Genomic DNA, 24,544 nt, shown 5'->3' with positions numbered 1-24,544 from the left:
GGCGCAAAAAGGCGGGCGATTCGTACGCGCTCGCCCGCCCCGCTCGGACCGAAGCAGTTCTGGTCAGCCCTGACGCTCGTAGGCGATCCCCAGTGCCTCCGGCTTGGTCGCGCCCCAGCGGAGACGGAACCAGCGAGTGGAAAGCAGGATGAAGACGAGGATCGTGATGATGAACGGCATCGCTCGCCAGATGTAGCGCGAGAAGATGTTCGGGAACAGGAGTTCCGGATAGAGCGAAAGCTGCCAGAGGATCCCGAAGAAAATCGCGCCGACGACGACCAGGAACGGGTTCCAGAGCGAGAAGAAGACCAGTGCCAGTGCGATGAATCCCCAGCCCTGCAAATAGTTGTAGCTCCACACCGGGTTGTAGACGAGCGAGTAAACGGCACCCCCCAGCCCGACCAGCATACCGGCCAGCGCGGCTGCCAAATAGCGCATCCCCGTGACGGAGATGCCCGATGCCTCCGCGACGGAGGGATTTTCACCGACCGAGCGGAGCTTGAGCCCGAGGTGCGTCTTGAAGAGGAGAAACCAGATGGCGACCGCCAGCACCAGCGCTACGACGAAGAACGTGGGAAGCCCGCCGAGGGTCGGGAACGGTTTGAGCCCCAGCGGCCCGGTGTAGGGATAGCCGATGTACGTCGTGAGCCCGAAGCCGAGAATCCAGATCGCCATCCCATTGACGACTTGATTGCTCCCCAGAGTGATGGAAAAGAAGCCGTGCAGGAGCCCGACCAGCGCACCAGTCAGGATGGCGATCGTGAACCCTTGGAGGTAGCTCCCGCTCGTTTTGGCAGCGATGAAGCCGAAGGTCCCACTGAGAAGCATCACACCCTCGAGGCCCACGTTCAGGATTCCTGCCCGCTGCTCGAGCAGTTCCCCGAGCGCTGCGATGGCGAAAACAGCCGCCGCTGCGAGACTAATGACGAGGAGACTCGACACGGCTCTCGCCCCTCTCCAGCCCCACCTGCCGAGCAGGCGCGGTCACCGCCCGCTCGATCCGCACCGAATACTGTGCCAACGCCTGGAAGGCGACCATCATGATCATCAACACACCGAGCAGAGCGTAATCGATCCCGAAGGCCAGGCGGAGCTTGCCCTGCATGAAACGCGCTCCACCCGAAACGCCGCCGAACAGGATCGCCACCGGAATGGCAGCGATCGGGTTATTGCGTGCGATCAATCCGGTGATCAAGCCGTAGAAGCTGAAATCGGCGAACTCACCGTAGTTCTTGGGAATCTTGTAAACCCCCGGCACGCCAGTGAAGTAATGGAGACCCGCGAGTCCAGCGAACATGCCGCCCAGGACGAAGACGAGAGTACTGATCCGAGTCGCGTCGATCCCCGCGTACTCGGCTGCGCGGGGGCTCTCCCCGAACGTCCTGATGCGATAGCCCAACGTCGTCTTGGCCAGGAACCAGGTCAAGACGAGCGCGAGGAGCACCGCCGCATAAACGGTCAGCGGCAGCCCCAGTATCTGAGGCATGCGGATCGCAGTGGGCAAGGTGAAGCCCTCGCCTTCCGCTGTTCGACCCATGAAGGGGCCACCTTCGCGGATCATGTGGGCGACGATCCACAGCATAGCCCAGTTGAGCATCATGGTCGTGACGATCTCGTTCACTTGGAGACGCCCGCGCAGGAATCCCGCGATCGCTCCGTACAGTCCGCTCGCGATCAGACCCGCGATGACCATCAGTGGGATGACGATCGCTCCGTTGAGCTGAGCGTTCACCGATGCCTTGGCACCGAAGGCGTAGGCGACCCCGAAGGCCGCGAGCGTCGCGGCATACAGCTGCCCAGGCATCCCGATGTTCCAAAGGCCGGCCCGCAGCGGCACGATCAATGCGAAGGCGGCCAGCAGGACGAAAGTTGCCCGGTTGATCGTCTGTGGCAAACCAAAGGAGCTCACGAACGCGTAAGCGATGATCTCCCGATAGACCTCGAGCGGGTCGGCTCCGGCCCGAAGGAAGGCAAAACCGACCAGGAAGAGGGAAACGAGGATCGCGAGAACCGAGGCCACGACCGTATGCCACCAGCGCAGGTCAGCGCGTCGCTCGATCCGTATCGTGTAATTTCCGATGACTGCCCTCATACGCGCTCCCGTCGCAGTCCAGCCATCAGCTCACCGACGAGTTCCTTGGTAGCCTCGCGTGCGGATACGATGCCGGTGAACTGTCCTTCGTAGATGGCCGCGATCCGGTCGCTGAGCGCCAGGATCTCGTCCAAGTCTTCCGAGATCAACAGGATCGCCATTCCTTCCCGTTTGGCGTCCAGCAGGCGTTGCTGGACGAACTCGGCTGCTCCCACATCCAGCCCATGTGTCGGCAGACAAGCGATGAGAAAACGCGGCCGGCGCGAGAGAACCCGCCCCAGGATCACCTTCTGCAGGTTCCCACCGGAGAGCGAGCGAGCCGGCGCATCCGGTCCAGCCGCGACCACGCTGTATTCCTGGAGGATCCGCTCCGTCAGCGCGCGAGCCCGACCAGTCGCAAGCACGCCCCACTGCGAGAACTCCGGCTCGAAGTGATAATTGAGCAGCACGTTGTCGACCAGCGAAAAGTTCGGGATCGATCCGACGTCGCGCCGCTCGGTGGGGATGTAGCCCAGTCCCTGCCGCCAGCGCTCAAGCACCGGTGCTCGCGTGATGTCTCGCCCACTCAGCGTGATCGAGCCTCTCTCGACCGGTCGCAGGCCAGCCAATGCTTCCGCCAGCGGCTCTTGGCCGTTTCCCGCCACACCGGCGATGCCGAAGATCTCGCCCGTGCGGATCTCGAAGGAAAGTCCTTGCACGGCGAAGAGGCCACGGTCGTCGCGTACCCACAGGTCCTGCACTTGCACGACCGGCTCACCGAGAGGCACCTCGACCCGCTCCAGCTGGAGCATGACCTCGCGCCCCACCATCGCTGAAGCCAGCGTTTGCTCGGTCGCTTGGCGCGTCTCCATCTCCGCCACGACGCGGCCGCGACGCAAAATGGTGACCCGGTCACAGTACTCCAGCACGACTGGGAGCTTGTGCGTGATGAAGGGGATGACGGCCAGGTCTTCCTTGGCCATCTTGGTGAGCGATTCCAGTAGCTTGACGATCTCCGGTGGGGACAGCACGGAGGTCGGCTCGTCCAGGATCAAAATGCGCGCACCATGGTAGAGTTCCTTGATGATCTCGACGATCTGTTTCTCACCCTCCGAGAGTTGCCAGACCTTGGCATGTAGCGGGATGCGGAAACCGTAGCGCTCGCAGAGAGCCTGCACGTCACGCTCGGCCTCTTTCAAGTTCAGGATCGGTCGCGTCTTGGGGTGGCCCAGCACGATGTTTTCTAACGCGGTGTGCGCTGGGATCAGCTTCCGTTCCTGGTGAACCATTCCGATCCCCTGGCGGAGCGCATCGCGCGGGCTGCGGAAGTGGACACGCTGCCCGTTCAGGTAAAGTTCTCCCTCGTCCGGCTGGAGTTCACCAAAGAGGATACGCATGAGCGTTGTCTTGCCGGCGCCGTTCTCGCCGAGAATGGCGTGGAGTTCGCCAGCCCGGATGGTGAGATCGACGTGATCGTTGGCGACGACCGTTCCGAAGCGCTTGGTGATCCCCCGCGCTTCCAACACGATGCGCCCAGCTCCGTCCCCACCCATCGTCGCTCCCATGCTTCAGTAAGCCTACAGAAACAGGCGACGGGCGAGGGTCGGCTCAGCGCGCCCACGCCTTTCGACTCTCGCCCGTCGACGCATCCTTCCGTCTCTCGCTCTCAGGGCAGGATGTTGACGCCGTCCAGATCGAAGTTGATCTTCTGGAGCAGGAACTCGTCGGTCGGCTTCTCTCCAGCTTTCTTGACCACGGTCCCCTTCGGCGGGATGGGTAGCCCCTCAACCTCCAGCCCTGTCCCGTTGCTCACCAGTGCGTGCTCCGTGAAGGGATCGAAGGTTCCCTTGCGCATCCCCTCGCGCCGCTCCGCGACCAGGTCGATGATCTCCTTCGGGAGCAGGTCCCGGGCCTTCGGGCTGATCGCATCGACGCCGACCTTGCAGTCGTTCATGATGTCGGTCGTCGTGACCTCGGTCCCGTCGGCCAGCGTGATCGACGACTCCATGCCCGGGAAGATGATTTCCGGTGGCTTCTCCCCCTTCAGGAAAGCCTGGATGATCTTATCGTAAATGACCTCCCACCGAGTATCGAAGGAAATGGCTACCGTGTCGGTGGTCGCCCACTTGTAGAAGCAGACGGTGTCCATGTCCTTGCCGACGAACCAGAGCCCGCGTGCCTTGCACACGTCGAGCGTCGAACCCGAGTCGGTCTGCTGGGTAAGCACGTCGCAGTTGTACTGGGTAGCCAACGTCTCGGCGACGGCTCGCTCTTCGGCCGGCAGGTACCAGTCACCGACGTATTTGATATGAACCTTCACATCCTTATTGAGCTTCTTGGCTGCTTCCTGCACACCCAGCACGAAGCCGGCTTGTCGTCGCAACACCTGCAGGTTCGGATAGGCCGAGACGATCCCGACGTTCCCCGTCTTGGTGAGCGCGGCTGCGATCAGCCCCTCGAGGTAGAGCGATTGGTACTGTCGCGGGAAGATGCGGATGAAATTGGGCCGCGTGGTCAGGTCGCTGGTCGTCACCGCGACGAAGATCTTGTCGGGGTACTTATCGACGATATCCAGCAGTGGCATCCCGATGAACTCGGCATTGCCGACGATGATGTCGGCCTGCTCCTTGGCGATCATCTCCTCGGCGAAGGGAACGGTCTGGTCGGGCCCGACCTGCTCGCGGTAGATGTATTTCAGGTTCGGGTACTTCTCAGCCAGTCGCTTGCCCGCCCGGTCATGGGCTCCGGACCAGGTGGTTCCTTCGATCACGCTGAAGTGCAGGATCGCCAACGTGACCGGCTTCGCCTCCGGTGTCGCCGCTGCTGCCGGGGTTTGGGCCGCAGCCGGTGTCTGTGCCGGCGCAGGGGCTGGTGTCGGCGTGGCTTGACCGCCGCACGCAGCCAGGAGCGCGCTCACTGCAGGTAGCGCTAGTCCGGCTGCCACCCCCCGCAAAACAGCGCGTCGGGAAAGTGTCCGCCCAAACATCCGGGTCTCGTCAGCCATCGGGTCTCCTCCTCTGTGCATGTGCAACACTGCTCTCGGTCGTCTACCGCTTGCGGTATCTCCCGCTACGTCCGCGCGCGAACTCGATCTCGATGAGAACACTGACTCTACCCGGCCCGCTCGCTTCTCGCACCCCCTTTCCGTCCCGCTGAAGAACTCTGCGTCTCGCCGCGCGCGTTCTCGCCGCAATCTGCGTAACGAAAAAAGAAAACACCAAACGCTCCGCCGCTTGTGCGTCGCGCAACATCGTCATCTCGCTTTTTCGTGGCTTGCCGGTTCGTATCGCCTTCGCCGTTCAGCCCAACCGTTCCCGGAAGCCACATCAGTAGCGTACGCGCAAGTAGCCCGCTCGTCAAGAGTCGGTGTGGTGCAGACTGCCTGATTGCCCGTGGAAGCGATCGAGCAGCATGCCCCGTGCGTGACTCGTGCGGGGTCGCTTGTGATCAGGTTTCGTCCTCGCGTTGGGACCCGTCTCGACCGATTCCCGACAGCTGTCGGGGAAACGACCCGGAACTGCCCGAGGTGGCGACGCTCCCGAGGGCTGCTGCTCTCCTTACGGACTCGAGAACGCATTGCGTACGCTCGATCGCCCTGTCGTGACCAGGAAGAACGGGCCCCTGGGCTGCCCCCGGGGCCCGTGTACTCGCTGGACTGGCTTCACGGTACTTGGACGCGGATCAAGTTGGTCACCTTGGTAACGCCTGGTGCGCGCCAGGCTGCCTCCTCGGCCTCCTTGCGCTCGGCCCAGGAACGCACCGTCCCGGAGAGGATCACGTGTCCACCTTCTTCGACGCGCACCTGGATGTTCTCGGCATCGATCTCGGCATGGCGCACGAAGGCCTGCTCGATCTGCCGCTTGATGTCTTCTGGTGCGACCGTCGGCTGCCGCACCGTGATCAGGTTGATCACTGACTTGACGCCAGTGATGCGCCGCGCCGTCTCCTCGGCTTCGCGTCGCTGGTAGTGCCAGTCGACCTCGCCCTCCAGCGTCACCCGGCCTTCTTCGACCCGGATCTTGATCCGCTCGTGCGGAATCGCCGGGTTCTCTTCCAGCGCTGTCGCCACCGCCCGGGCGATGTCCTCGTCCGTCCGTACGCCCAGACCACGTGGAACCACCTCGATATGGTTGACGACCGCGCGCACCCCTTCGACCCGCAAGGCCGCCCGCTCTGCAGCCCACTTCTTCAAGAAGCTGTCGACGGTTCCAGTCAGCGTGACCACGCCGTCATGAACCGTCACGCCAACGTCCTTGGCGTCGACCTCCGGGTCCCAATCGAGCTCGTCCAGGACGTCCTGATGGATCTCCTCGTCGGTCCGTACCCGTGCCATTGCTCCTCCCTCCCTTCCGCTGTCCCGGGACTCACCGTGCCACCTGGATCGGGATCCGCTTGACGCGCGCTTCCTCAGCCTTCGGGAAGGTCAGCGTGATGATCCCGTTCTCGACCGTTGCCTTAGCATCCTCGATGTTGACCGGCACGGGCAGCGTGATGCTCTCAGCGAACTCACCGCTCGCGATCTCCCGCCGGTACCAGGTCGCTTGCTTTGCTTCCTCCTCGCTCAGCCGGTAACCGTACTGCCCGCGGATCGTGACCACGTTCTGCTCGACCGTGACCTCCAGGTCCTCCGGCCTCGCTCCGGGTACCGCCAAGCGGATGACCAGCGCATCACCCGTCTCGTAGACATCGGTCGCTGGCCGCCAGGCAACCAGTCGTGCCCGCACGAGCGGTCGCTCGAAGACTTCCGACATCAACCGGTTCATCTCGGTCAGCATCCGCTCTGCCTCCGCGACGGGGTTCCACCGCTCCAACATCGCCGTCCCTCCTTTCTGTACCCGACGAGTCATTCGATCGCCTCGTCGTTTCCTGGGTCATATTTAGCACACTGATACGACTCATGTCAAGGGTTCGGACACGATTTGTAACGATTTTGTAACGGCCTCCGCCTTCCCGTGTCGTCAGGCCTCGTCAGTACCCCCAGTGTCGCGTGCGGACAGCCGCCGACCCATTCTCGCGATTTCTCCGCTCGCGCTGTGGTGTCCAGCCCTTTGTAGCACAGGCGCACGAGCTGCGCCAGCCACCGTCCCACTCCGCTGCGTCGTTCGCTCGGTGACGTTGCCAACTCCACGCTCGTGTCTCCGGACAGTGCAACGCTGCCCGGGTGCGGGTGTCGTGCCGGTCGACCACTCTGCTATCCTCGACGCCGGAGGATGCACGTGGAACGGAGTCGCGACTGGCCCGAGCGGGCAGCGGGCGATCTCGCGCTAGCCCGTCACGCTTTCGCTGGCGGTTTCTTCGACTGGACAGTCTTCGCAGCCCAGCAAGCAGCCGAGAAAGCGGTCAAGGCTGCGCTCCAACGACTCGGGGCGGAAGCCTGGGGCTATGCGGTGGCCGGGCTGCTCCGGGCGCTGGCCGAGCGCTTGCCGGTTCCCGAAGAACTCATCGCTGCCGCGCTCGAACTCGACAAGGGATACATCGCGGCTCGCAATCCCGATGCGCATCCAGCAGGCGCTCCCCGCATCCTCTACACGCGAGCGGAAGCGGAAAGGGCTCTCGCCCATGCCGAACGAATCCTCGACTTCTGTGCGCGTCTCGTGGCCCGACCTGACGCTTCCTGAACTCGTGGCTCGGCTCGAGCAGGCTGCCCGCGCGCTGGCAGAGGAGTTGCCGCTGCGCCGGCTCGTCCTCTTCGGATCCTGGGTCCAAGGTCGCGCCACAGCGGCCAGTGATGTCGACGTCCTCGTGATCTACGCTGACCCACCGCGCGCGGACGCCTTCGCGGTCGCCTGGCGCGTGCTCACTGCCGCTGGTCTGCCGCGCGTCGAGCCGCACGTCTACACTGAATCCCAGGCAGCGCAGCTCGCTCCGACCCTCGCGGCCATGACTCGGCCGGCCATCGCCGTCTATCCACCCCCATCTGACCGTCCTTCTCCAGGGGCCGACCAGGCAGTAGAATGAGCGTCGTGTCGGCTCGGTTCCGGAACGAGAGGAGTTCGCGTGCTCGCCTGTGTCCACAGCTCGGCGGTCGTCGGCCTGGAAGGGGTGCTGGTCGAAGTCGAGGTCGACATCGGGCCGGGTAATCCCGGCTTGACCATCGTCGGCCTGCCGGACGCCGCTGTCCAGGAGGCGCGCGAGCGCGTCCGCGCAGCGATCCGCAACAGCGGGGCGCGCTTTCCGCTGAGCGGTCGCATCACCGTCAATCTCGCTCCCGCCGATATCCGCAAGGAGGGACCGGCGTACGACCTTCCCATCGCGCTCGGTATCTTGCTGGCGAGCGGGCAGGTCAGTGCCGATCTCACCGATACGGTCGTGCTGGGCGAGCTCTCGCTCGACGGGACGGTGCGTCATACCGCTGGTATCCTGCCGATGGTCGGTATCGCCCGCGAGCACGGGCTGCGTCGCGCCATCGTCCCCGCTGAGGACGCAGCCGAGGCCGCGCTGGTCGAGGGGATCGAAGTGATCCCCGTCCAGAGCTTGAACGAACTTCTCGCGCATCTCGACGGTCAGGCACCGATCGCCCCGCTCCCGCCGACGCCGATCGAGCTGGGTGACGAGCCGCTGAGCGGGATCGATTTCGCGGAGATCAAAGGACAAGAGCACGTCAAGCGCGGGCTGGAACTGGCAGCAGCTGGCGGACATAACGTCATCGCCGTCGGACCTCCCGGTGCCGGCAAGACACTTCTGGCTCGCGCCTTGCCGACCATTCTTCCGCCGCTCACCCGTGAGGAGGCGCTCGAGGTCACTCGCATCTACTCGGTCGCCGGGCTGCTCCCCAGCGGATCACCGCTCATCCGCCACCGACCGTTCCGCGCACCGCACCATACGATCAGCTTCGCCGGCATGATCGGTGGTGGTGCCTGGCCCCGGCCCGGCGAGGTGACGCTGGCACACCGTGGAGTCCTCTTCCTCGACGAGTTGCCCGAGTTCAGCCCGCGGGTCCTCGAGGTCCTTCGCCAGCCGCTCGAGGACCGCCTCGTCACCATCTCGCGCGCCAGTGGCGCCGTCACCTTCCCGGCCTCGTTCTTGCTCGTTGCCGCCATGAATCCCTGTCCCTGCGGCTACCACGGCGACCCGGTTCGCGCCTGCCGGTGCAGCCCTCACGAGGTCGCGCGCTACCAGAAGCGGATCTCCGGTCCCCTGCTCGACCGCATCGATATTCACCTGCCTGTCCCGCGCGTCGAGTTCGACAAGCTGGCCGACCACCGGACCGGAGAGCCCTCCGCGGCGGTCCGGGCTCGCGTCGAAGCCGCCCGAGCCGTGCAACAGCTCCGCTTCGGCGATTCGCGGCGACTCAACAGCGAGATGACCCCGGCCGAGATCCGTCGGTACTGCCGGTTGGACGAGGCGGGCGAGCGCTTACTCCGTACGGCAGTTGAGCGGCTGGGGCTCTCGGCGCGGGGATATCACCGCGTCCTCAAGCTCGCGCGGACGATCGCTGATCTCGCTGGCGCGGAGCGGATCGCCGCCGTTCACGTCGCCGAAGCGCTCCAGTACCGGCCGCAGGAGGTCGGCTGATCGCCTGGTCGCAGTACGTTGGCTCCCGGCTCGCACCACCTCGCGAACGCCGTCGGCGTCGACCCGCTGCGCATCGTGAGCGGCCCCGGCGAGGAGCGACCGCCGCGCGTCCGACGGCTGGCCAGCATGCTTTCGGTTTCCACGCGCCCCTCGGCCGCCGCACAGTGGCCGACCGTGCGCGCTTTTTCCGTGGATGGTACGAGAGGCCCTGCCGGTGAAACGCTCGTTCGATCCCTGACCATGCAAACGGGCCTTGCGGGCGACACTGCTGGCCAGCGCTGCCGCTGATCGACTACCCTCGTTCTGGGTGATCGTCTGCTGGCTCGAGATGACGGGGAGGCGTGCGTGTCGGAGACGACGATCCAGGTGGCTGAAGCGGTCCTCGCGGCCATCCGTAATCGCCGCAGCGTCAAGCAGGTACGGCCCGATCCGGTGCCGCGCGAGCTGATCGAGCAGCTGCTCGAGGCGGCTGTCTGGGCACCCAATCACCATCTCACGCAACCCTGGCGCTTCTTCGTCCTCACTGGTGAGGCCCGGGTCGCCTTGGGCGAGGTGCTGGCCCGCGATCCTGCCCTCACACCCGCCAAGCGGGAGGCGATCCGCCAGAAGCCGCTCCGCGCACCGGTGCTCATCGCGGTCGCTGTCGAGCCCGATCCGGCTCGTCCCTTGCTGGACGAGTTGGCAGCCGGTGCGGCAGCGATCCAGAACATGCTCCTGGCTGCCCATGCGCTCGGACTCGGTGCCATCTGGCGGACCGGCCGGGCGATCGAGGATCCAGCGGTCAAGGAGTTCCTCGGTCTCTCGGATCGAGCAGTTCTGCCGGGTTTCGTCTATATCGGCTACCCGGCTGCTCTGCCCGAACCACCAGCACGGCGTCCGGCGAGCACGTGCACCGAGTGGATCGATGCCGAGCGTGCCGCTGCCGCTCGCGATCGCCTGCTCGCGACGTTGGATCACTCGCCCGCGCGACACGACTGACGACCGCCACGAGAACCAACGCGCGGACCCGGTCTGCGACGCATGCTGTTTCTTCCAAGTTCCACGCGTCTTCCCCCTGTCCTCTCGCCGACTGGTGACCGCCCGGGTACGCTACCACCAGGTGAGCGAGTCGTTGCGGCGAGGAGGTCGGGCGATGGACATCGGTTTTATCGGGCTGGGCAACATGGGACGCGGCATGGTCCAGTCGCTCTTGCGAGCAGGCCACCGCGTCGTCGTCTGGAACCGCACACCGGAGCGAGCGGACGAGCTGGTTGCACTCGGCGCCGAGCGTGCTGCCACCCCTTTCGAGGCCGCGGAAGTGGGCGTCGTCTTCACCATGCTGGCCGACGATGCTGCCACCGAGGCAGTCGTCGCCGGACCGCATGGCATCCTGGCCGGACTCCCGCGCGACGGCATCCATGTCGCGTCCAGCACGCTCAGCGTCCGCTATTCGGCTGAGCTGGCCGAGCGGCACCGCACGCGCGGGCAGCACTATGTCGCTGCCCCCGTCTTCGGTCGCCCCGATGCTGCCGCGCAGGGCGCGCTCCGGCTGGTGATCGCTGGGCAGCCCGGTGCGATCGCACGCTTGCAGCCGGCCTTCGCCGCGCTCGGTTCCCAGCAGTTCGTCATCGGCGAGCGGCCGGAGCACGCGCACGCCGTCAAGATCGCTGGTAATTTCCTCATTCTCTCGCTGGTGGAGCTCCTGAGCGAGGCCTTCGTTTTGGCCGACAAGGCGGGCGTATCCCGCGAGCGTTTCTTCGAGGTCGCCAGCGCTGTCTTTTCCTCGCCGCTCGCCGATCGCTATGGTCGCGCGTTGCTCGAGCAGCGCTTCCAACCACCAGGTTTTCGCCTCACGCTCGGGCTCAAGGACATCCGCTTGGCGCTCGAGTTGGCCGAAGCGACGCACACGCCGTTACCGATCGCCGACCTCGTCCATCAGCATGCGCTGGAGGCGATGGCCCGTGGCCAGGCCGAACTCGACTTCACCTCGCTCCTGCGCGTCGTGGAAGCGCATGCTGGGCTGCATCGACCCGAGTAGCGCATCGGCAGACGTGGAGCTTTCCCGGCGGGGCTGATCTGCTCGTGCCCACAGCACCGGCGAGCGGTCGCTGGCCACGCGCGCTGGTAACCGGCTTGCCGGTGAGCTGCTCTCGCCCGGAGAGCGTCGGCCCGTTGGCCAGTATCGCCGGAGCGCTCGAACGAAACGAGACCTCGACGATCCTCGGTTCGGGTTTCCTACTCCCCTTGCGGGTTTCGGATTCCCGGCCTCGAATCGTCGGGGCCTCGCTTATCAGCATACGCATCCAGCGCTCTGCTGCAAGAGAGGAGTGTTACAAAAACGCAACAGTTTCGCCTCTCGCGCTTCGCTGATCGCCCGCTACCAGGTGTCTTGCATGCTCGTCGGCTCCTCGGTCACACTGTCGCACGGTCGGGGGATGATCAGGAGGTAGAGAATGAAGAGCGAACGCGTTCTGCTCGAGTGCCGCGTCGATGGCAAGGTCGCGCTCGTCACCGGGGCGTCGTCCGGCCTCGGTTACACCTGTGCGGTCGCACTTGCCGAGGCGGGTGCCGATGTCGCCGTGGCGAGCCGCTCGCTCGATCGCTTGCAGGAGGTCTGCCGAGCGATCGAGGAGCGTGGTCGCCGCGCCTTTCCGATCGCAGTCGACGTGCGCGACGTCGGCCAGATCCGCGCGATGGCCGAACGCGTGCACAGTGTCTTCGGCCGGATCGATATCCTGGTCAACAGCGCCGGTCTCAATATCCCGCAGCCAGCGCTCGAGGTGACGGAGGAGAACTGGGACACGATCCTCGATACCAATGCCAAGGGGCTTTTCTTCACCTGCCAAGCTGTCGGTCGTTACATGGTGGTCCAACGATATGGACGCATCGTCAATCTGGGCTCTACCATGGGACTGGTCGGCATGGCTGACCGCGCAGCCTACTGCGCCAGCAAGGGAGCAGTCACCCAGCTCACCAAAGTCCTCGCCATCGAGTGGGCGCCGTACAACGTCACCGTCAACGCCGTCGCGCCGACTTTCGTCGAGACGCCGCTCACCCGTCCCTACTTCGAGCGGATTCCTGGCTTCCGCGAGGAAGTGCTTCGGCGCATCCCGCTGGGTCGACTCGGTCTGCCCGAGGAAGTGGCCGCGGCGGTCGTTTTCCTCGCTTCCGATGCCGCGGGCATGATCACTGGTGTCACCCTGCCGGTGGATGGTGGCTGGACGGCCTGGTGAGAGGCAGCGTCTCGGCCGCGCCGGCACACGTCCCGATACGCGTTGCCCATGCCTGAGCTGGTGCGCCTGACGCGTGGCGCTCCGCCGCCCGTTCCCGGCATCGCTCGTCGGGCGTGCGGTGCGTCAGTACTCCTGGATCGCGTCTCGCTCGGCCAAGCGACCGAAGGCCCGGACCCAGCGTGGATGCTCACTGTCCCCATCGAAGATGAAGTCCACGCGGTTGGGAACAGCCCGTACCGGTCCGGTCGCAAAAACGCGCTCGCCGATCGGCCGGAGAAACAGCGGCGGTAACGGGCGCTCGCGCGCCTCGCGGCTCAGCCCGCGCGTCTGGACCGCCTCCAGCCACAGCCCACCCGTCACTGCCCGGACCGTCAAGCGAGCCAACGGATAGGTGTAGGTGCCCGCATACCGTTGGAGTTCTCGCTCGGACACCGTGCACAGCCGGGGTGCCGGTGGCCGGATGCCGAACCGTTCTGTCAAAAGCCAGGTTTCGACCTCGAGGTAGGCCGAACTCCCCTGCTCGTGATTGGTCAGGCTGGCGATCGCGACCCGCTCCTCGGGCAACAGCACGAGATGCGCCTGGTATCCGTTCGTCGAGCCTCCGTGCCCGATCACCCGCACGGATCCGATCGACCAGATGGCCCAGCCTAAACCGTACCAGTCGGCCCAGTTCGCGGCTGCCACCTGCGGTGCCTGCATCATGGTGATGCTGTCCCATGAGATCGGCGGCGCTGCCACCGGACGCAAACCGAGGTGAAAGGCTGCGAAGTCGAGGAGGTCGTCGATCGTCGCCCAAACGCCGCCAGCCGGATGGACACTGCGAGGCAGCGCAAAGTCGCGGACCACGCCAACGTGTCCGTGCTCGTCCGTCCGGTGCCCGACCGCGAACGGGTATCCCAGGACGTCCTGCACGAGGAAGCAGCTGCGTTCCAGACCGAGCGGTCCGAAGATCAACTCGCGCATCGCTGCTTCGAACGAGCGACCGGTCACCACCTCGATCAGCCGCCCGGCGAGCGAGAAACCACTGTTGCAGTAGCTCCAGTGCTGACCCGGCGGATGGATCTGTCGGGCGCTCGCCAGACCGGCCACGTAGCGTGCCAGGGCATCGTCGCCGTACCCGTAGTCGTCGAAGCGATCCCCTTCGATCCCGCTGGTGTGGGTGAGAAGATGCCACAGCGTGATCGCTTGCTGCGCTTCCCGATCGGCGAGTTCCAGTTCCGGCAGGACGCTCGCCACCGGCGTATCGAGCGTGAGTTTCCCCTCTTCGACCAGGCGCATCGCCAGCGTCGCAAGGTAGACCTTGCTGATCGAGCCGATCTGGAACAGCGTGTCGCGTCGCACGGGGCAACCGGTTTCCAGGCTGGCGACCCCGTGTGTCACCACCTCGCGCCCGTCGGGTGTCAGGATCCCGATCACCATGCCGGGAACTCCCGTGCTGGCGCAGGCGCGCTCGATCACCTCCCGAAGGTCGCTCGTCGTTCTCATCGGCTATTCCTCCCTCGCTCGCTTCCCCGGTCAGCTTCGCGCTCGGCAGGGCTTCTGGCAAGGGCTCTCGCTTCTGATCCGCGCTGCGCACGGATCGCTCAGGTGGATGCCGATCAGCGACTCTTTGTCGTTCACGTGGTCGAGCAGCCTGTTCAGCGACGAGCGGAGCAGCCGACGCCCCGCGCGCGGCTGCTCACTGGCCTACCAGATGGATCGGGTATCGACCTCTTCCAGCCCGGGGATGACCAGGCCGTGACCAGTGTCGAGATGAGGTGCGGATCTTCGCACCGGAAAAGCGGCACTCGTTTCGGCGACCGAGCGTGCGCGCGGTGCTTCTTCCACCCGCCGGTTGGAACCTGCGCGCTGCCGCGAGCGATCGGCGACCCACGACTTCGTGCTGCGGGCGTCCCGGCTGGTTCGCCTGTCCCAGAGAAGGCCATGCAAGGCGCGACACGGCGATGCCCGGTGAGTCGATCCATCCCCGAGTGCGGCAGGGCGAACGGCGGAGATCGCTTGCAGCGTCACCGCCGCGGGACTGTCGCGGGGCTGCCTGTGCGCCGGTGCAGCGATGGAGTTCACCCCATCGACCGACCGGCGCGCATCGGCTTGGATGCGGGATGCCTCGGCGCTGCGCCTGCGATCCCCCGCTCCGGATCAGGCCTTCGTGGCAGCCGTCTGGGGCTCCCGCTCCCACTCGCGTGCCAGTTCCTCGCTCGTCGTGATGCGTGCGCCGTAGACTCGCCGCAGGTAGGCGATCCCCTCGCGATGCTCTTCTTCGGTGAACGCGTTGACGCAGTCCTCCGGGACGATGATCTTGTAGCCGTGCGTGAAGGCATCAGCTGCTGTGTGGCGGCAGCAGATGTTGGTGTGCAACCCGGTGATGACGACTGTATCCACACCGAGCGAGCGCAGCAAAAGGTCGAGCCCCGTCTCGTAGAATGCGCTGTAGGTGCGCTTTTCCAGCACGGTGTCGCCGGGCTGCGGAGCCAACTCCGGGATCGTCTCCGCTTCCTTGGTCCCTTTCATCGCGTGCGGGCCCCAGACCGCCATTTCGGGATCACTCGGCAGGTGCGCGTCACCGATGTACACGACTGGAACGCCGGAAGCTCGTGCCCGCTCGAGTAAATGCTGGAGCGGATCGATCACGCTCCGAACCCGCTCGTTGCCCAGCTTGCCGGTGACGAAGTCGTTCAGCATATCGATCACGAGCACCGCTGCCTTCATCGTGTCCTCCCTCCTGATCGGACGACTCTCCTGTGTTCTCGATACCCCGCTCGCTACTGTTCTGTCAAGATTCTGCCTGCCACGCATCGCGGGGTACGATGCTGGCTGAGCAGCACGCTGACTGGCCGAATGCGCGTGGTGATCGTTTGACTGGACCACGAGTGTCCCAGAGAAGCAGCGAGCGTTCCCGCTTATGATACGCTCGGGAACGACCCGATCATCGCCGGCCGCATGCTGCTGTCCATGCCCTGCTGGGCGAGCGTGCCTTTTACCGTGTACCCACGCCTGTTCCCTGCCAGCCGGACTCGGCAGCTGATCGCAGCCGAGGTGTCGAGCGAGGAAGCGCCCCGCGGCCGGTCCCGCGCTCGCGGACGCTGTTCGCCGCAGCCTTCTGCCTCAGACGTGCTGCAAGGCGGCACGGAGGCGAGCAGCAGTCTCCTCCATCGCCGTCTCGCTCGGGTACCGTCGGCGCGGCCAAAAGAATCCACGCAGCCCGTCCCCACGACGCCGCGGGACGACGTGGATGTGCAGGTGCGGAATACTCTGGCTGACCCGGTTGTTGATCCCGATGAACGTCCCTTCCGCTTCCAGCGCCAGCGGTATCGCCCGTGCCAGGCGTTGGACGAGCCCGAAGAGCGGTGCGAGCAGGTCTCCAGAAAGCTCGGCGAGCGTCGGCACGTGCTGTCGTGGGATCACCAGCGTGTGCCCGAAGAACAGTGGCCGGTGATCGAGGAACGCCATGACCTTCTCGTCCTCGTACACGCGTGCCGCCGGCAGTTCTCCGGCCACGATCCGGCAAAACGAACAGCCTTCCATGCCGTCACCTCACGGCTGCAACCGGGTAATCACCCAGATCCCATCGGCACTGCGCTCGTAACGGAACCGGTCGTGCAGCCGGTCCGGGCGTCCCTGCCAGAACTCGTATGCGTCCGGCACCACGCGATACCCGCCCCAGTAGGCTGGTCGGGGAACAGGCCCCGAGCCGAAACGCTCGGCGAACTCCGCATGCCGTCGCTCCAGTGCTTCCCGCGAGTCGATCGGCTCGCTTTGCCGCGAGGCCCAGGCACTGATCTGACTCCCCTTGGGGCGCGTCGCGAAGTACGCGTCCGCTTCCGCGCTCGTGACCAGCTCGACCCGACCCTCGATCCGCACTTGCCGCTCCAACGGTTCCCAGTAAAAAAGCAAGGCTGCCCGGGGGTTTTCGGCCAGCTCGCGACCTTTCCGGCTCTCCAGATTGGTGTAGAAGACGAACCCCCGCTCGTCGACTCCCCGTAAGAGGACCATCCGCACGGATGGACGACCATCCGCAGTTGCGGTCGCGACCGCCATCGCGTTCGGGTAACGGAGGCCGCTCCCTTGCGCCTCCTGGTACCAGCGCAGGAATTGCTCCAGGGGATCGTCCGCGAGATCGCGCCGCCGGAGTGGATGATCCGTGTGTTCCCACCGTTGCAGCAAATCGAGCACCGTGCGCTCCTCCACACCTTCCCTCGTTACGCTGTTCCTCTCCTTCAGCATACCGGGTCCCCGCTTCGCCGACTGGGTTCCATGCCAACAGGGCACGTGAAAAGCAGAGGAGAGCCTGGTACCGGTGCCCGGCCCTCGTTCCTCGAGAACCCGCTGCCAGCGAACGGCCGCTTTGGTCGTGCTGCCCGCACCCACCTTCCTCGCGCTCGCCCAGTGGGCGAACGTGCGATAGGATGAGCGCGGGATCGGTGTGCGAAAGGAGACCTTCGTCCGGACCATGAGCGACCATGACCCGGGTGGACGATCCGTACCCGCTCTCGAGCCGACAGTCTCCCGTCCGCGGTCCTCTGAGCGGCGGCGTCTCCAGCAGAGCTTCTTCTTCGGCGTGGCTAACGGCGGTTTGCTCCTGCTCGGCGACGCGCTCATCCACCCCGTTTTGGTCCTCACCGTCTTCGTCTCCCAGTTGACCGAGCGCGGCCTCCTCGTGGGACTCGTCCCGGCGATGAGCGTCAGCCTCTGGTTCCTGCCGCAGGCGATCGCGGCCGCGTTCGTCGAGGGGCGTCGCCGCCAGCTCCCCTGGGCGACCTGGGGAGGGATCGTGCGTGCCCTGGCGATCGCTATCCTGGCCGCGGTCGTGCTCGCTCATGGTGTTGGCCCGAGCCCGACGCTGCTCACTGTGTTCTTCGTTTGTTATGCGGTCTACAACCTCGCTGCCGGTTTTGCCTTCGTTCCCTTGGTGGAACTTACTGCTCGTGCTGTACCGCCTGATCGGCGTGGCTTCTTCTTCAGCCAGCGCAATCTGTGGGGCGCTGTGCTCTCGCTCGCTGCTGGGTTCGCTGTCCAACGGGCACTGGTGTTCGGGGAGGCGGGTTTTGCCGTCCTCTTTGCTGCCTCGTTTGCTGCGCTTTCCCTCGCGGCCTACACCACGCTCTGGATCGTCGAGCGTCCTGTTCCGCCTCGGCCACGCTCCTTTGCCTCCTGGGTGGCCGAGCTCCCGCGCCTCCTCGCGCGCCGCCCAGTTCGTCGCTTTCTGGTCTTTCGTTCCCTCCTCGCCTTGTCCACGATTGCCGACCCCTTCTTCGTCGTGTACGCGCAGCGCGTGCTCGGCCTTCCCGCCGAAACGGTCGGTTTCTATCTTGCTCTTTCCGCTCTCGCCCGGATCCTCGCCAATCCGCTCTGGGGTTGGGTGGTCCAGCATTGGGGCAACCGTCAACTCCTCCAGCTGGCGACTCTGGTGCGCGTCTTCATGCCGCTCGTCGCGCTGGGGATTCAACCGATCCTCGGCTGGGAGCACCTCGTGCCGCGCCTGGACGATCCACAGCAGGTCGTCCTCGTCACCTTCGCCTTTGTTTTTGTCGCCTATGGCGTGACGCTCTCGGCACAGATGTTGGCCAACTTCACGGCGGTGCTCGAGCTCGCTCACCCCGAGGAGCGTCCGACACTCGTCGGCGTCACCAATACGATCCTGGGCGTCGTTGCCCTCGTGCCGATGCTCGGTGGCCTGGTCGTCGATCGCTTTGGCTACTCAGCGGTTTTCGCGCTCGCGCTCGCGCTTTCCTTGCTCGCGCTGCTGGCCAGCGGTCTCCTGCCAGCGTCCCGTCGCCAGCCAGCGTGAACACCACTGCGGTACCCCGTGCACCCGACCAGCACGGGTGCGGGACGATCGCCCCTGGCTTCCGATCCAGGCTGGAGGTGACATGGGTGCACCGCTCCCGCTCTGCGAGTCCTCTCGGCATGCTGTCCGCGCTCGCAGTGCGACACGCGTCCTGCTGCGGTAGAATGCGCCTGTGGAACGTGCGATCCTCCCTCCGCTGGCAAGGCAGAGGGCTGGAACGGGGCGAGTCCGAACAGCATGCACGTGCTCGATCGTGTCCGGCAGTCCCGTGAACTCCTTCTCGTCACCGCGCTCGTCGCGCTCGTTCTCGGCTGGGCCTTGCTCCACCTCGCCCATATCCTCACCCCCTTCATCGTCGCCGCAGTCTTCGCGTACCTGGTCCACCCGCTCGTCGATTGGCTGGAGCGACGCCTCCGTCTTCCGCGGATCGCCGTTGTCCTCGTGCTCTACCTGGTCCTGATCGGCCTGCTGGTTCTCGGTGGACTCCTGCTCGCTCCCTCGCTGGCCCAGCAAGCGCAGGCGCTGGCTACCACGGTCCCCCGCGTCATCGAGACGATCGAGCAGCGGCTCGCGCGCGCCCCCGAACTCCGTTTTGGCGAACTCGCCATCGACACGCGCGGACTCTTGGACCGTCTGGACGCTGCTGCGCAGTCGCTCGCCGAGCGGTTCAGTCGCGAGGCCGTTCCACTCGTCCTCGCAACGGTGGAGGCGCTCATCAAGTCGTTCGTTTTCTTCCTCGTCAGCTTTTACGGTCTCTTGCAGGGCCGCACATTGGTCGCGCGCCTGCGGGCACTCGCGCCACGCCGGCACCAGAAGACAGTGAGCCGGATCCTCGGCCAAGTCGACGCGACCTTCCGGGCCTATATCCGTGCGCAGCTCGTCCTGTTCGCGATCATGGCGACGGCCACCTACATCGCGCTCACCATCCTGGAAGTCAAGTATCGACTTGCCCTGGCGATCGCCACTGGGCTGCTCGAGCTCATCCCCTTTATCGGTCCGTGGACTGCTGGTGCCATCGCCGTCAGCGTAGCCTTGACACAGGGGACCGCGCCCTTCGGCTGGTCCTCCCTCCAGCTCGCGGTCGTCGTCGCACTCGTCTACCTGGTTCTCCGCCTGCTCGAGGATCATTTCGTCATCCCTCAACTCGTCGGCCATTTTGTCCGGCTGCATCCGGTCGTTGTCCTCTTCGGGATCCTGGCCGGTGCCAGTGTGGCGGGCATTCTCGGCCTCCTCCTCGCTGTCCCGGTGCTGGCTGCGCTCAAGATCGTCGTCCTCACCGTGCTGGAAGAACTACGCCACCCGCCACCGCGCCAAATCCTCATGCTGCGTGACCGCTCGCTCCTCCCCACTCTGCCCGACTGGCTCGCCGCTGCTCCGGCCCGACGCGATGTCCTCCTGATCGTGCTGCCCGGCGTCGTGGTCTGGGATGATCTTCCGCTTCTTCAGGCAGCGAGCCGGACCGCTCTCGATCACGATGTCGAGGTGCTCGTCGTTACCCCGGATCCCGTCGCCTCCAGCCTGGCCACAGCTGTCGGCCTGCGCGTCGTGTCGCGCTTGCCGGACGGTTGGGGTGCGGATGCCGAACTCCTCCTCGTCCTCGACACGTCTCGATCGGCTGCGAGTGAGTGGCCCGTGCCGGTGACCTCGCCGGTCGGGCCGGTCCGCGAAAACGCTGCGGAGCCGAAGGAGGGTGTGCCATGACGTCTGGAACAGTCCGGCGCTATCGGAACTACATCGGTGGCGAGTGGGTCGAACCAGCCAGCGGTGAGTACCGTCCTGATATCGACCCGGCCGATAGCCGTACCGTGCTCGGCGAATTTCCTCGCTCGACTGCTGAAGACGTCGATCGGGCGGTCGAAGCGGCTGCGGCTGCCTTCCCAGCCTGGAGCAGTCTCTCTGGTCCACAGCGGGCAGCTATCCTCCATAAAGCCGCCAACATTCTGGAAGCGCGTGCCCGAGAAATCGGCGAGGCGCTGACCCGCGAGGAGGGCAAGACGATCGGCGAGGGAGTGGGCGAAGTCTTGCGCGGTGTGGCCATTCTGCGCTATTTCGCTGGGGAGCCGCTTCGCCCGCTCGGCGAAGTCTACTCCGCGACCAACCCGGAGACGTTTCTCTACACCGAGCGCGTGCCGCTCGGTGTCGTCGGGATCATCACACCGTGGAACTTTCCGGTGGCTATCCCGCTGTGGAAGCTGGCACCCTGCTTGGCGTTCGGCAACACGGCCGTCTTCAAGCCAGCTGAACTCACCCCGCTCACGGCCCATCTCATCACGGAAGTGTTCGTCGAGGCTGGTCTGCCACCCGGTGTCCTCAACCTCGTGCATGGCCCCGGCTCGGTCGTCGGCGAAGCGATCGCGCGCCATCCCAAAGTCGTGGCCGTGAGCTTCACCGGATCCAACGCCGTCGGGCGGCACCTCTACCAGATCGCCAGCGAGCGCGGAGCCAGGGTGCAGCTCGAGCTCGGTGGCAAGAATCCGGTCATCGTCGCTGAGGATGCCGATCTCGACTTCGCAATCGAGCTGACCACCTCCGGTGCCTTCCGCTCGACTGGCCAGAAGTGTACCGCCACCTCGCGGGTCATCGTCCTCGAGCCGCTCCTACACGAGTTCACCACTCGGCTGGTCGAGCGCGCTCGGAGTCTCAAGGTCGGCCCTGGCATCGACCCGACCGTCTATATGGGCCCGCTCGTCTCGGAGGAACAGCGGCAACGCGTTTTGGGCTACATCGAGATCGGCGAGAAGGAGGGAGCGCGGGTCCTCACCGGTGGTCATGAACTGGCCGAGGGAGACCTGCGCTATGGCTTCTTCGTCGCCCCCACCGTCTTCACCGATGTCGAGCCCGGCATGCGGATCGCTCAGGAAGAGATCTTCGGCCCAGTGGTCGGTATCATCCGTGCCCGCAGCTTGGACGAAGCGATCGAGATCGCCAACGGCGTCCCGTATGGCCTTTCGGCCTCGATCGTCACCCGCGATATCCGCCGTGCCTTCGCCTTCGCGCGCCGTATCCAGGCCGGCGTAGTCCATATCAATTCCGAGACGGCTGGCGCCGAGCCGCACGTGCCCTTCGGCGGTATGAAGGCCTCCAGTTCCTGGTCGCGCGAGCAAGGTCGGGCAGCGCTCGAGTTCTTCACGCAAGTGAAGACCATTTATTTTGATCTGCCACCAGCTTGAGTCCCGCGGCCCAGCGTGCGACTATCGCGCTCGTCGACCTGATCGCGCCGGGCCATCCAACGAGCGAGCCCCCGTCGAGAGCCGAGCCAGGGAGCGCTCGCCTGCCCCTCGCCGGACGATTTCCGAGCCCGTGCGGCCCGCGTCGGCTCAACATCCTTGCCGCGCGGCGTCGCGGCGCGCGATTCGGCTCGCGCGCCCGTCGTCCGGTCGGGTGCATCGGCCCCGGCAGCGAGCAGCGCGACCCGCGGGCTGGTGCTCGCTGCCGGGCGCAAGCCGCGTCGTTACCGGCAGATGCCTGCCCGGGCGCTGCTGGACCCAGCCGGAGCCATGCTAGCCCGCCCGCCGATAGATATGGACGATCGCCGCTCCATCCGGGGTCGTGAACTGGATTGCCAAGCGATCCCCCTCGATCCGGTACGTCGCTCGCCCGTCATCCGTCACAGCGAAGCTGAAGCCGAAATCAGCTGTCACGACAGTCCGCACGTCGCGGAAGATGAGCTCGTCTCCGAGATCCTCATAAGTACCGGTCTGCCGGCCTGCCCCTCTGACGCGATGCGAGCCGCTCATCTGGCAGTCGCCCTGCCAGGAGCGTTCGAAAGTGCCATCATCCCGGAAGGTCATGACGATGTCGCCACTGCAATCCATCCCAGCAGGCACCCCACCATACGGCGCGAGATTGGCAGCGAGAATCTCCATGACGGAGGCCGTCCACGTACCGACCAGTCGCGAGCAGGCCTCGTCACGATCGACCGCCCTCACCCGCAGCCCGATCGTGCCGCCGGCCGGGGCGAAGACCGTGGCGACGCCGCGCGGCTCAGCCAGCAGGGTTGGATCGGCCCCGCCCCGCGGTGGGGAACCGTCTGGGCAGGTGCACTCCGCCGGCCGCAGGCAGAACCAGATCCCGGCACCAGGTGCCAGCCTGAGCGGTCCATGTCCCGGGAACTCGACGCTGCCCGAGCCCTCGCCGAAGACGGTGACCTGCACGAGCGGACGGTCTCCTGGATCGATCGAGACGTCCAATGGCAGCGAGCCGAATGGGCCAGCATCCAATGACGCTTCGACGTCCGGCACGTCCGGCCGGAGGGCGAGCGTTGCGGTCGCCCGCGCCGTGGTGATGCCAGGCCCGCTGGCCTCCCACTCTGGACCGAACTCCGGCGATCGTACCAGCGACTGGGCGACGATCTGCAGCGCCTCCTCGTACGACCGACCGCCGAAGAGTCGCGACACCGCTTCCTGGTTCCTGAGTCGGAACATCTCCAGCATCGCTTCGAACGGATCGTGACCAGCTGCCTCCGCTGCCGCGTACAGCCCGATCGCGTCGTAGCTGCGGCGCCACAACGAGACGTGCGGGGCGCCGAGCCAGGTGTTCCACCAGCGTGCGGAGTCCGACGGGTCCGTCGCGATCGCCGCTCCGACCCACTCTGCCTGTCCCTCGACAAGCCAGCTCCGCTCGTCGCCCGCTAACCCGACGTAGTCGAATTGGAAGCAGTGCCAGACTTCATGGGCTGCCGTGACCTCTTCCGCGCTCGCGTTTGCCAGAATCGCAGGGTTGAACGCGATCCGGCAGGCAATCACGCGGCTGTTTCCGGAGAGCACCGGGCTCGCGACTGCATCGGTGTCCGAGCCCAGACGGGGATTTAGCCCGACCCGCAGCGGCAGACGCAAACGACGTCCTGCCCGCTCCTCGATGCGCCCCCGGACGTTCTCCACGAGGGCACGCACGTGCTCGACGTCGGCTCGCCCCTGCGCTCGCGCCGATGGTGGCGCGAGCACACCAGCCAGCGTGCCCGAGAGGCGATCGCCGGTCCTCCCGCTCGGTGGAATCTCGATCCACTCCTCGATCCCTCCGTAGACTGCCTGCTCGACCGCCTGCGCCACCTCCGGCGGCAGCCGATCCAGGTTGCTGAGGAGGACGCGTGCTGCCAGCTCGCCAACGGCCGCTGCATCGTCTCCGGGAAGCTGCTGCGGTACGACGCCCGGCAGCGGCGCGACGGAGCCAGCGAACACCGCCAGCGCGGTTTCCAGCGAGAGCCGCCCCTCCTCGTCCAGGAGCTCGCCGAACGCGAGCAGCGTCTCGTTCGGCGGTCCGCCAGGCAGTGGGTGCGCCGGCGCGGCCGGAGGGTGCGTTCCTGAGGGTTCCGCGCTCGGACGCGGTCCACCCTCGCTGGCGACGGTCGTCGCAGTCGGTTGCGTGTCCGGGATCGGTGATGGCTGCGGGCTCGGGCGGGTACAGGACGCGAGCACGAGCAGGCCGAGCACGAGGAGACGAACGAGAGACTGACCGGTCGATGGCCACCCCCATTGTCGGTCTGGCGGGCCGGTCACGGTCGAGCCGTCTTGTCGGGCGCGCATCGCTGCGGGCCTCCTTCCGACGCTCGTGTTGGAGTCACCGCAGCCTGCGCCGACGTGACGGGCTGACCCGTCGCCACAGGGAGGTGCACGCGGCGACGACTCCGTTACCCTCTCGCTGCACCCGAGCACGATCCCTGCTCCTTGCCCGGGCGCTTCGTCCTCTCCCTTCGAAACGAAAGGTCTTTACTGTCATCATACTACAAGGGCCGTATTGCAATCTCAAGCGCCAGAGGGAATGAGGCGCAGCGCGGCGCGATCGACGCCGTGACGCCCAGGGCGTGTGTGGGAAGACCCACTGGTGTGTTCGAGTGCCACTCCCCCGCTGGCTCGCGCGAAACGATCGCACACACCCCCCCGGTCGAGCGAGCACTCACGGCACCCGTGGCAGCCGGTCGACACTGCACGACGGCGGGGCACCCTCCACCGGGTTCGACGG

General features: G+C 65.8%; 20 protein-coding genes. 9 read left to right on the top strand and 11 right to left on the bottom strand.

The window, feature by feature from the left end; genetic code table 11:
* Window positions 1-63: 63 nt before the first annotated feature.
* From TRD_RS09385 to TRD_RS09355, 6 genes are all read right to left on the bottom strand, one after another.
* The gene (locus TRD_RS09385) at window positions 64-942 is read right to left on the bottom strand and encodes an ABC transporter permease (RefSeq protein WP_012642382.1); all 879 of its coding nucleotides are present in this window, start codon (window positions 940-942) and stop codon (window positions 64-66) included.
* On the bottom strand, window positions 920-2,092 hold the full coding sequence (locus TRD_RS09380; RefSeq protein ID WP_012643041.1) for an ABC transporter permease: 1,173 nt from the start codon (window positions 2,090-2,092) through the stop codon (window positions 920-922). The genes TRD_RS09385 and TRD_RS09380 overlap by 23 nt, the downstream gene beginning before the upstream one ends.
* Window positions 2,089-3,624 carry an ABC transporter ATP-binding protein gene (locus tag TRD_RS09375; protein ID WP_012643265.1) on the bottom strand — a complete coding sequence of 512 codons (1,536 nt, stop codon included), beginning with the start codon at window positions 3,622-3,624 and terminating at the stop codon, window positions 2,089-2,091. The genes TRD_RS09380 and TRD_RS09375 overlap by 4 nt, the downstream gene beginning before the upstream one ends.
* Window positions 3,625-3,737: 113 nt before the next feature.
* Window positions 3,738-5,075 carry a BMP family ABC transporter substrate-binding protein gene (locus tag TRD_RS09370; RefSeq protein WP_012642730.1) on the bottom strand — a complete coding sequence of 446 codons (1,338 nt, stop codon included), beginning with the start codon at window positions 5,073-5,075 and terminating at the stop codon, window positions 3,738-3,740.
* 657 nt (window positions 5,076-5,732) lie between these two features.
* Window positions 5,733-6,404 (bottom strand): BON domain-containing protein, encoded by a 672-nt coding sequence (locus TRD_RS09360; RefSeq protein ID WP_012642701.1) that lies wholly within the window; start codon window positions 6,402-6,404, stop codon window positions 5,733-5,735.
* 31 nt (window positions 6,405-6,435) lie between these two features.
* Window positions 6,436-6,885 (bottom strand): Hsp20/alpha crystallin family protein, encoded by a 450-nt coding sequence (locus tag TRD_RS09355; RefSeq protein WP_012642607.1) that lies wholly within the window; start codon window positions 6,883-6,885, stop codon window positions 6,436-6,438.
* Window positions 6,886-7,287: 402 nt separating this feature from the next.
* Between TRD_RS09355 and TRD_RS09350 the strand changes: the two genes are divergently transcribed.
* The 6 genes from TRD_RS09350 (at window position 7,288) to TRD_RS09320 (ending at window position 12,798) form a co-directional block, all read left to right on the top strand.
* Window positions 7,288-7,689, top strand: a complete 402-nt coding sequence (locus TRD_RS09350) for a HEPN domain-containing protein (protein ID WP_012643231.1) — start codon at window positions 7,288-7,290, stop codon at window positions 7,687-7,689.
* Window positions 7,655-8,029: a nucleotidyltransferase domain-containing protein gene (locus TRD_RS09345; RefSeq protein ID WP_012643127.1), complete on the top strand. Its 375-nt coding sequence runs from the start codon at window positions 7,655-7,657 to the stop codon at window positions 8,027-8,029. The genes TRD_RS09350 and TRD_RS09345 overlap by 35 nt, the downstream gene beginning before the upstream one ends.
* 39 nt (window positions 8,030-8,068) lie before the next feature.
* Window positions 8,069-9,586 carry a YifB family Mg chelatase-like AAA ATPase gene (locus tag TRD_RS09340; RefSeq protein ID WP_012643128.1) on the top strand — a complete coding sequence of 506 codons (1,518 nt, stop codon included), beginning with the start codon at window positions 8,069-8,071 and terminating at the stop codon, window positions 9,584-9,586.
* Window positions 9,587-9,931: 345 nt separating this feature from the next.
* Entirely contained in the window at window positions 9,932-10,564 is a 633-nt protein-coding gene (locus tag TRD_RS09330; RefSeq protein ID WP_012642630.1) for a nitroreductase family protein, read from the top strand.
* Between the two features lie 154 nt (window positions 10,565-10,718).
* A complete protein-coding gene (locus TRD_RS09325; protein ID WP_012642535.1) occupies window positions 10,719-11,603 on the top strand; it encodes an NAD(P)-dependent oxidoreductase in 885 nt (294 codons plus the stop codon).
* A gap of 415 nt (window positions 11,604-12,018) precedes the next feature.
* Entirely contained in the window at window positions 12,019-12,798 is a 780-nt protein-coding gene (locus tag TRD_RS09320) for an SDR family NAD(P)-dependent oxidoreductase (RefSeq protein WP_012643227.1), read from the top strand.
* Window positions 12,799-12,921: 123 nt separating this feature from the next.
* On the opposite strand, the gene TRD_RS09315 is transcribed toward TRD_RS09320, so the two are convergent.
* The 4 genes from TRD_RS09315 to pdxH all read right to left on the bottom strand — a co-directional run bounded on the left by TRD_RS09315 (window position 12,922) and on the right by pdxH (window position 16,986).
* On the bottom strand, window positions 12,922-14,283 hold the full coding sequence (locus tag TRD_RS09315) for a serine hydrolase domain-containing protein (RefSeq protein WP_052294123.1): 1,362 nt from the start codon (window positions 14,281-14,283) through the stop codon (window positions 12,922-12,924).
* Window positions 14,284-14,937: 654 nt separating this feature from the next.
* The gene (locus TRD_RS09305) at window positions 14,938-15,507 is read right to left on the bottom strand and encodes a cysteine hydrolase family protein (RefSeq protein WP_012643066.1); all 570 of its coding nucleotides are present in this window, start codon (window positions 15,505-15,507) and stop codon (window positions 14,938-14,940) included.
* Between the two features lie 396 nt (window positions 15,508-15,903).
* Window positions 15,904-16,323, bottom strand: a complete 420-nt coding sequence (locus tag TRD_RS09300) for an HIT family protein (protein WP_012643108.1) — start codon at window positions 16,321-16,323, stop codon at window positions 15,904-15,906.
* Between the two features lie 9 nt (window positions 16,324-16,332).
* Window positions 16,333-16,986, bottom strand: a complete 654-nt coding sequence (gene pdxH, locus TRD_RS09295; protein WP_012643223.1) for a pyridoxamine 5'-phosphate oxidase — start codon at window positions 16,984-16,986, stop codon at window positions 16,333-16,335.
* 235 nt (window positions 16,987-17,221) lie between these two features.
* Between pdxH and TRD_RS09290 the strand changes: the two genes are divergently transcribed.
* From TRD_RS09290 to TRD_RS09280, 3 genes are all read left to right on the top strand, one after another.
* The gene (locus TRD_RS09290) at window positions 17,222-18,586 is read left to right on the top strand and encodes an MFS transporter (RefSeq protein WP_012642788.1); all 1,365 of its coding nucleotides are present in this window, start codon (window positions 17,222-17,224) and stop codon (window positions 18,584-18,586) included.
* Window positions 18,587-18,823: 237 nt separating this feature from the next.
* On the top strand, window positions 18,824-20,287 hold the full coding sequence (locus tag TRD_RS09285; RefSeq protein WP_012642390.1) for an AI-2E family transporter: 1,464 nt from the start codon (window positions 18,824-18,826) through the stop codon (window positions 20,285-20,287).
* Window positions 20,284-21,756: an aldehyde dehydrogenase family protein gene (locus TRD_RS09280; RefSeq protein ID WP_012643098.1), complete on the top strand. Its 1,473-nt coding sequence runs from the start codon at window positions 20,284-20,286 to the stop codon at window positions 21,754-21,756. The genes TRD_RS09285 and TRD_RS09280 overlap by 4 nt, the downstream gene beginning before the upstream one ends.
* Before the next feature lie 330 nt (window positions 21,757-22,086).
* Here the strand turns inward: TRD_RS09280 and TRD_RS09275 are convergent, their stop codons facing one another.
* Entirely contained in the window at window positions 22,087-24,108 is a 2,022-nt protein-coding gene (locus TRD_RS09275) for a hypothetical protein (RefSeq protein ID WP_012642829.1), read from the bottom strand.
* Window positions 24,109-24,544: the final 436 nt, after the last annotated feature.

The sequence above is a fragment of the Thermomicrobium roseum DSM 5159 genome, assembly GCF_000021685.1.
Classification (GTDB): Bacteria; Chloroflexota; Chloroflexia; order Thermomicrobiales; family Thermomicrobiaceae; genus Thermomicrobium; species Thermomicrobium roseum.
This window is presented reverse-complemented; position numbering and strand designations above follow the sequence as displayed.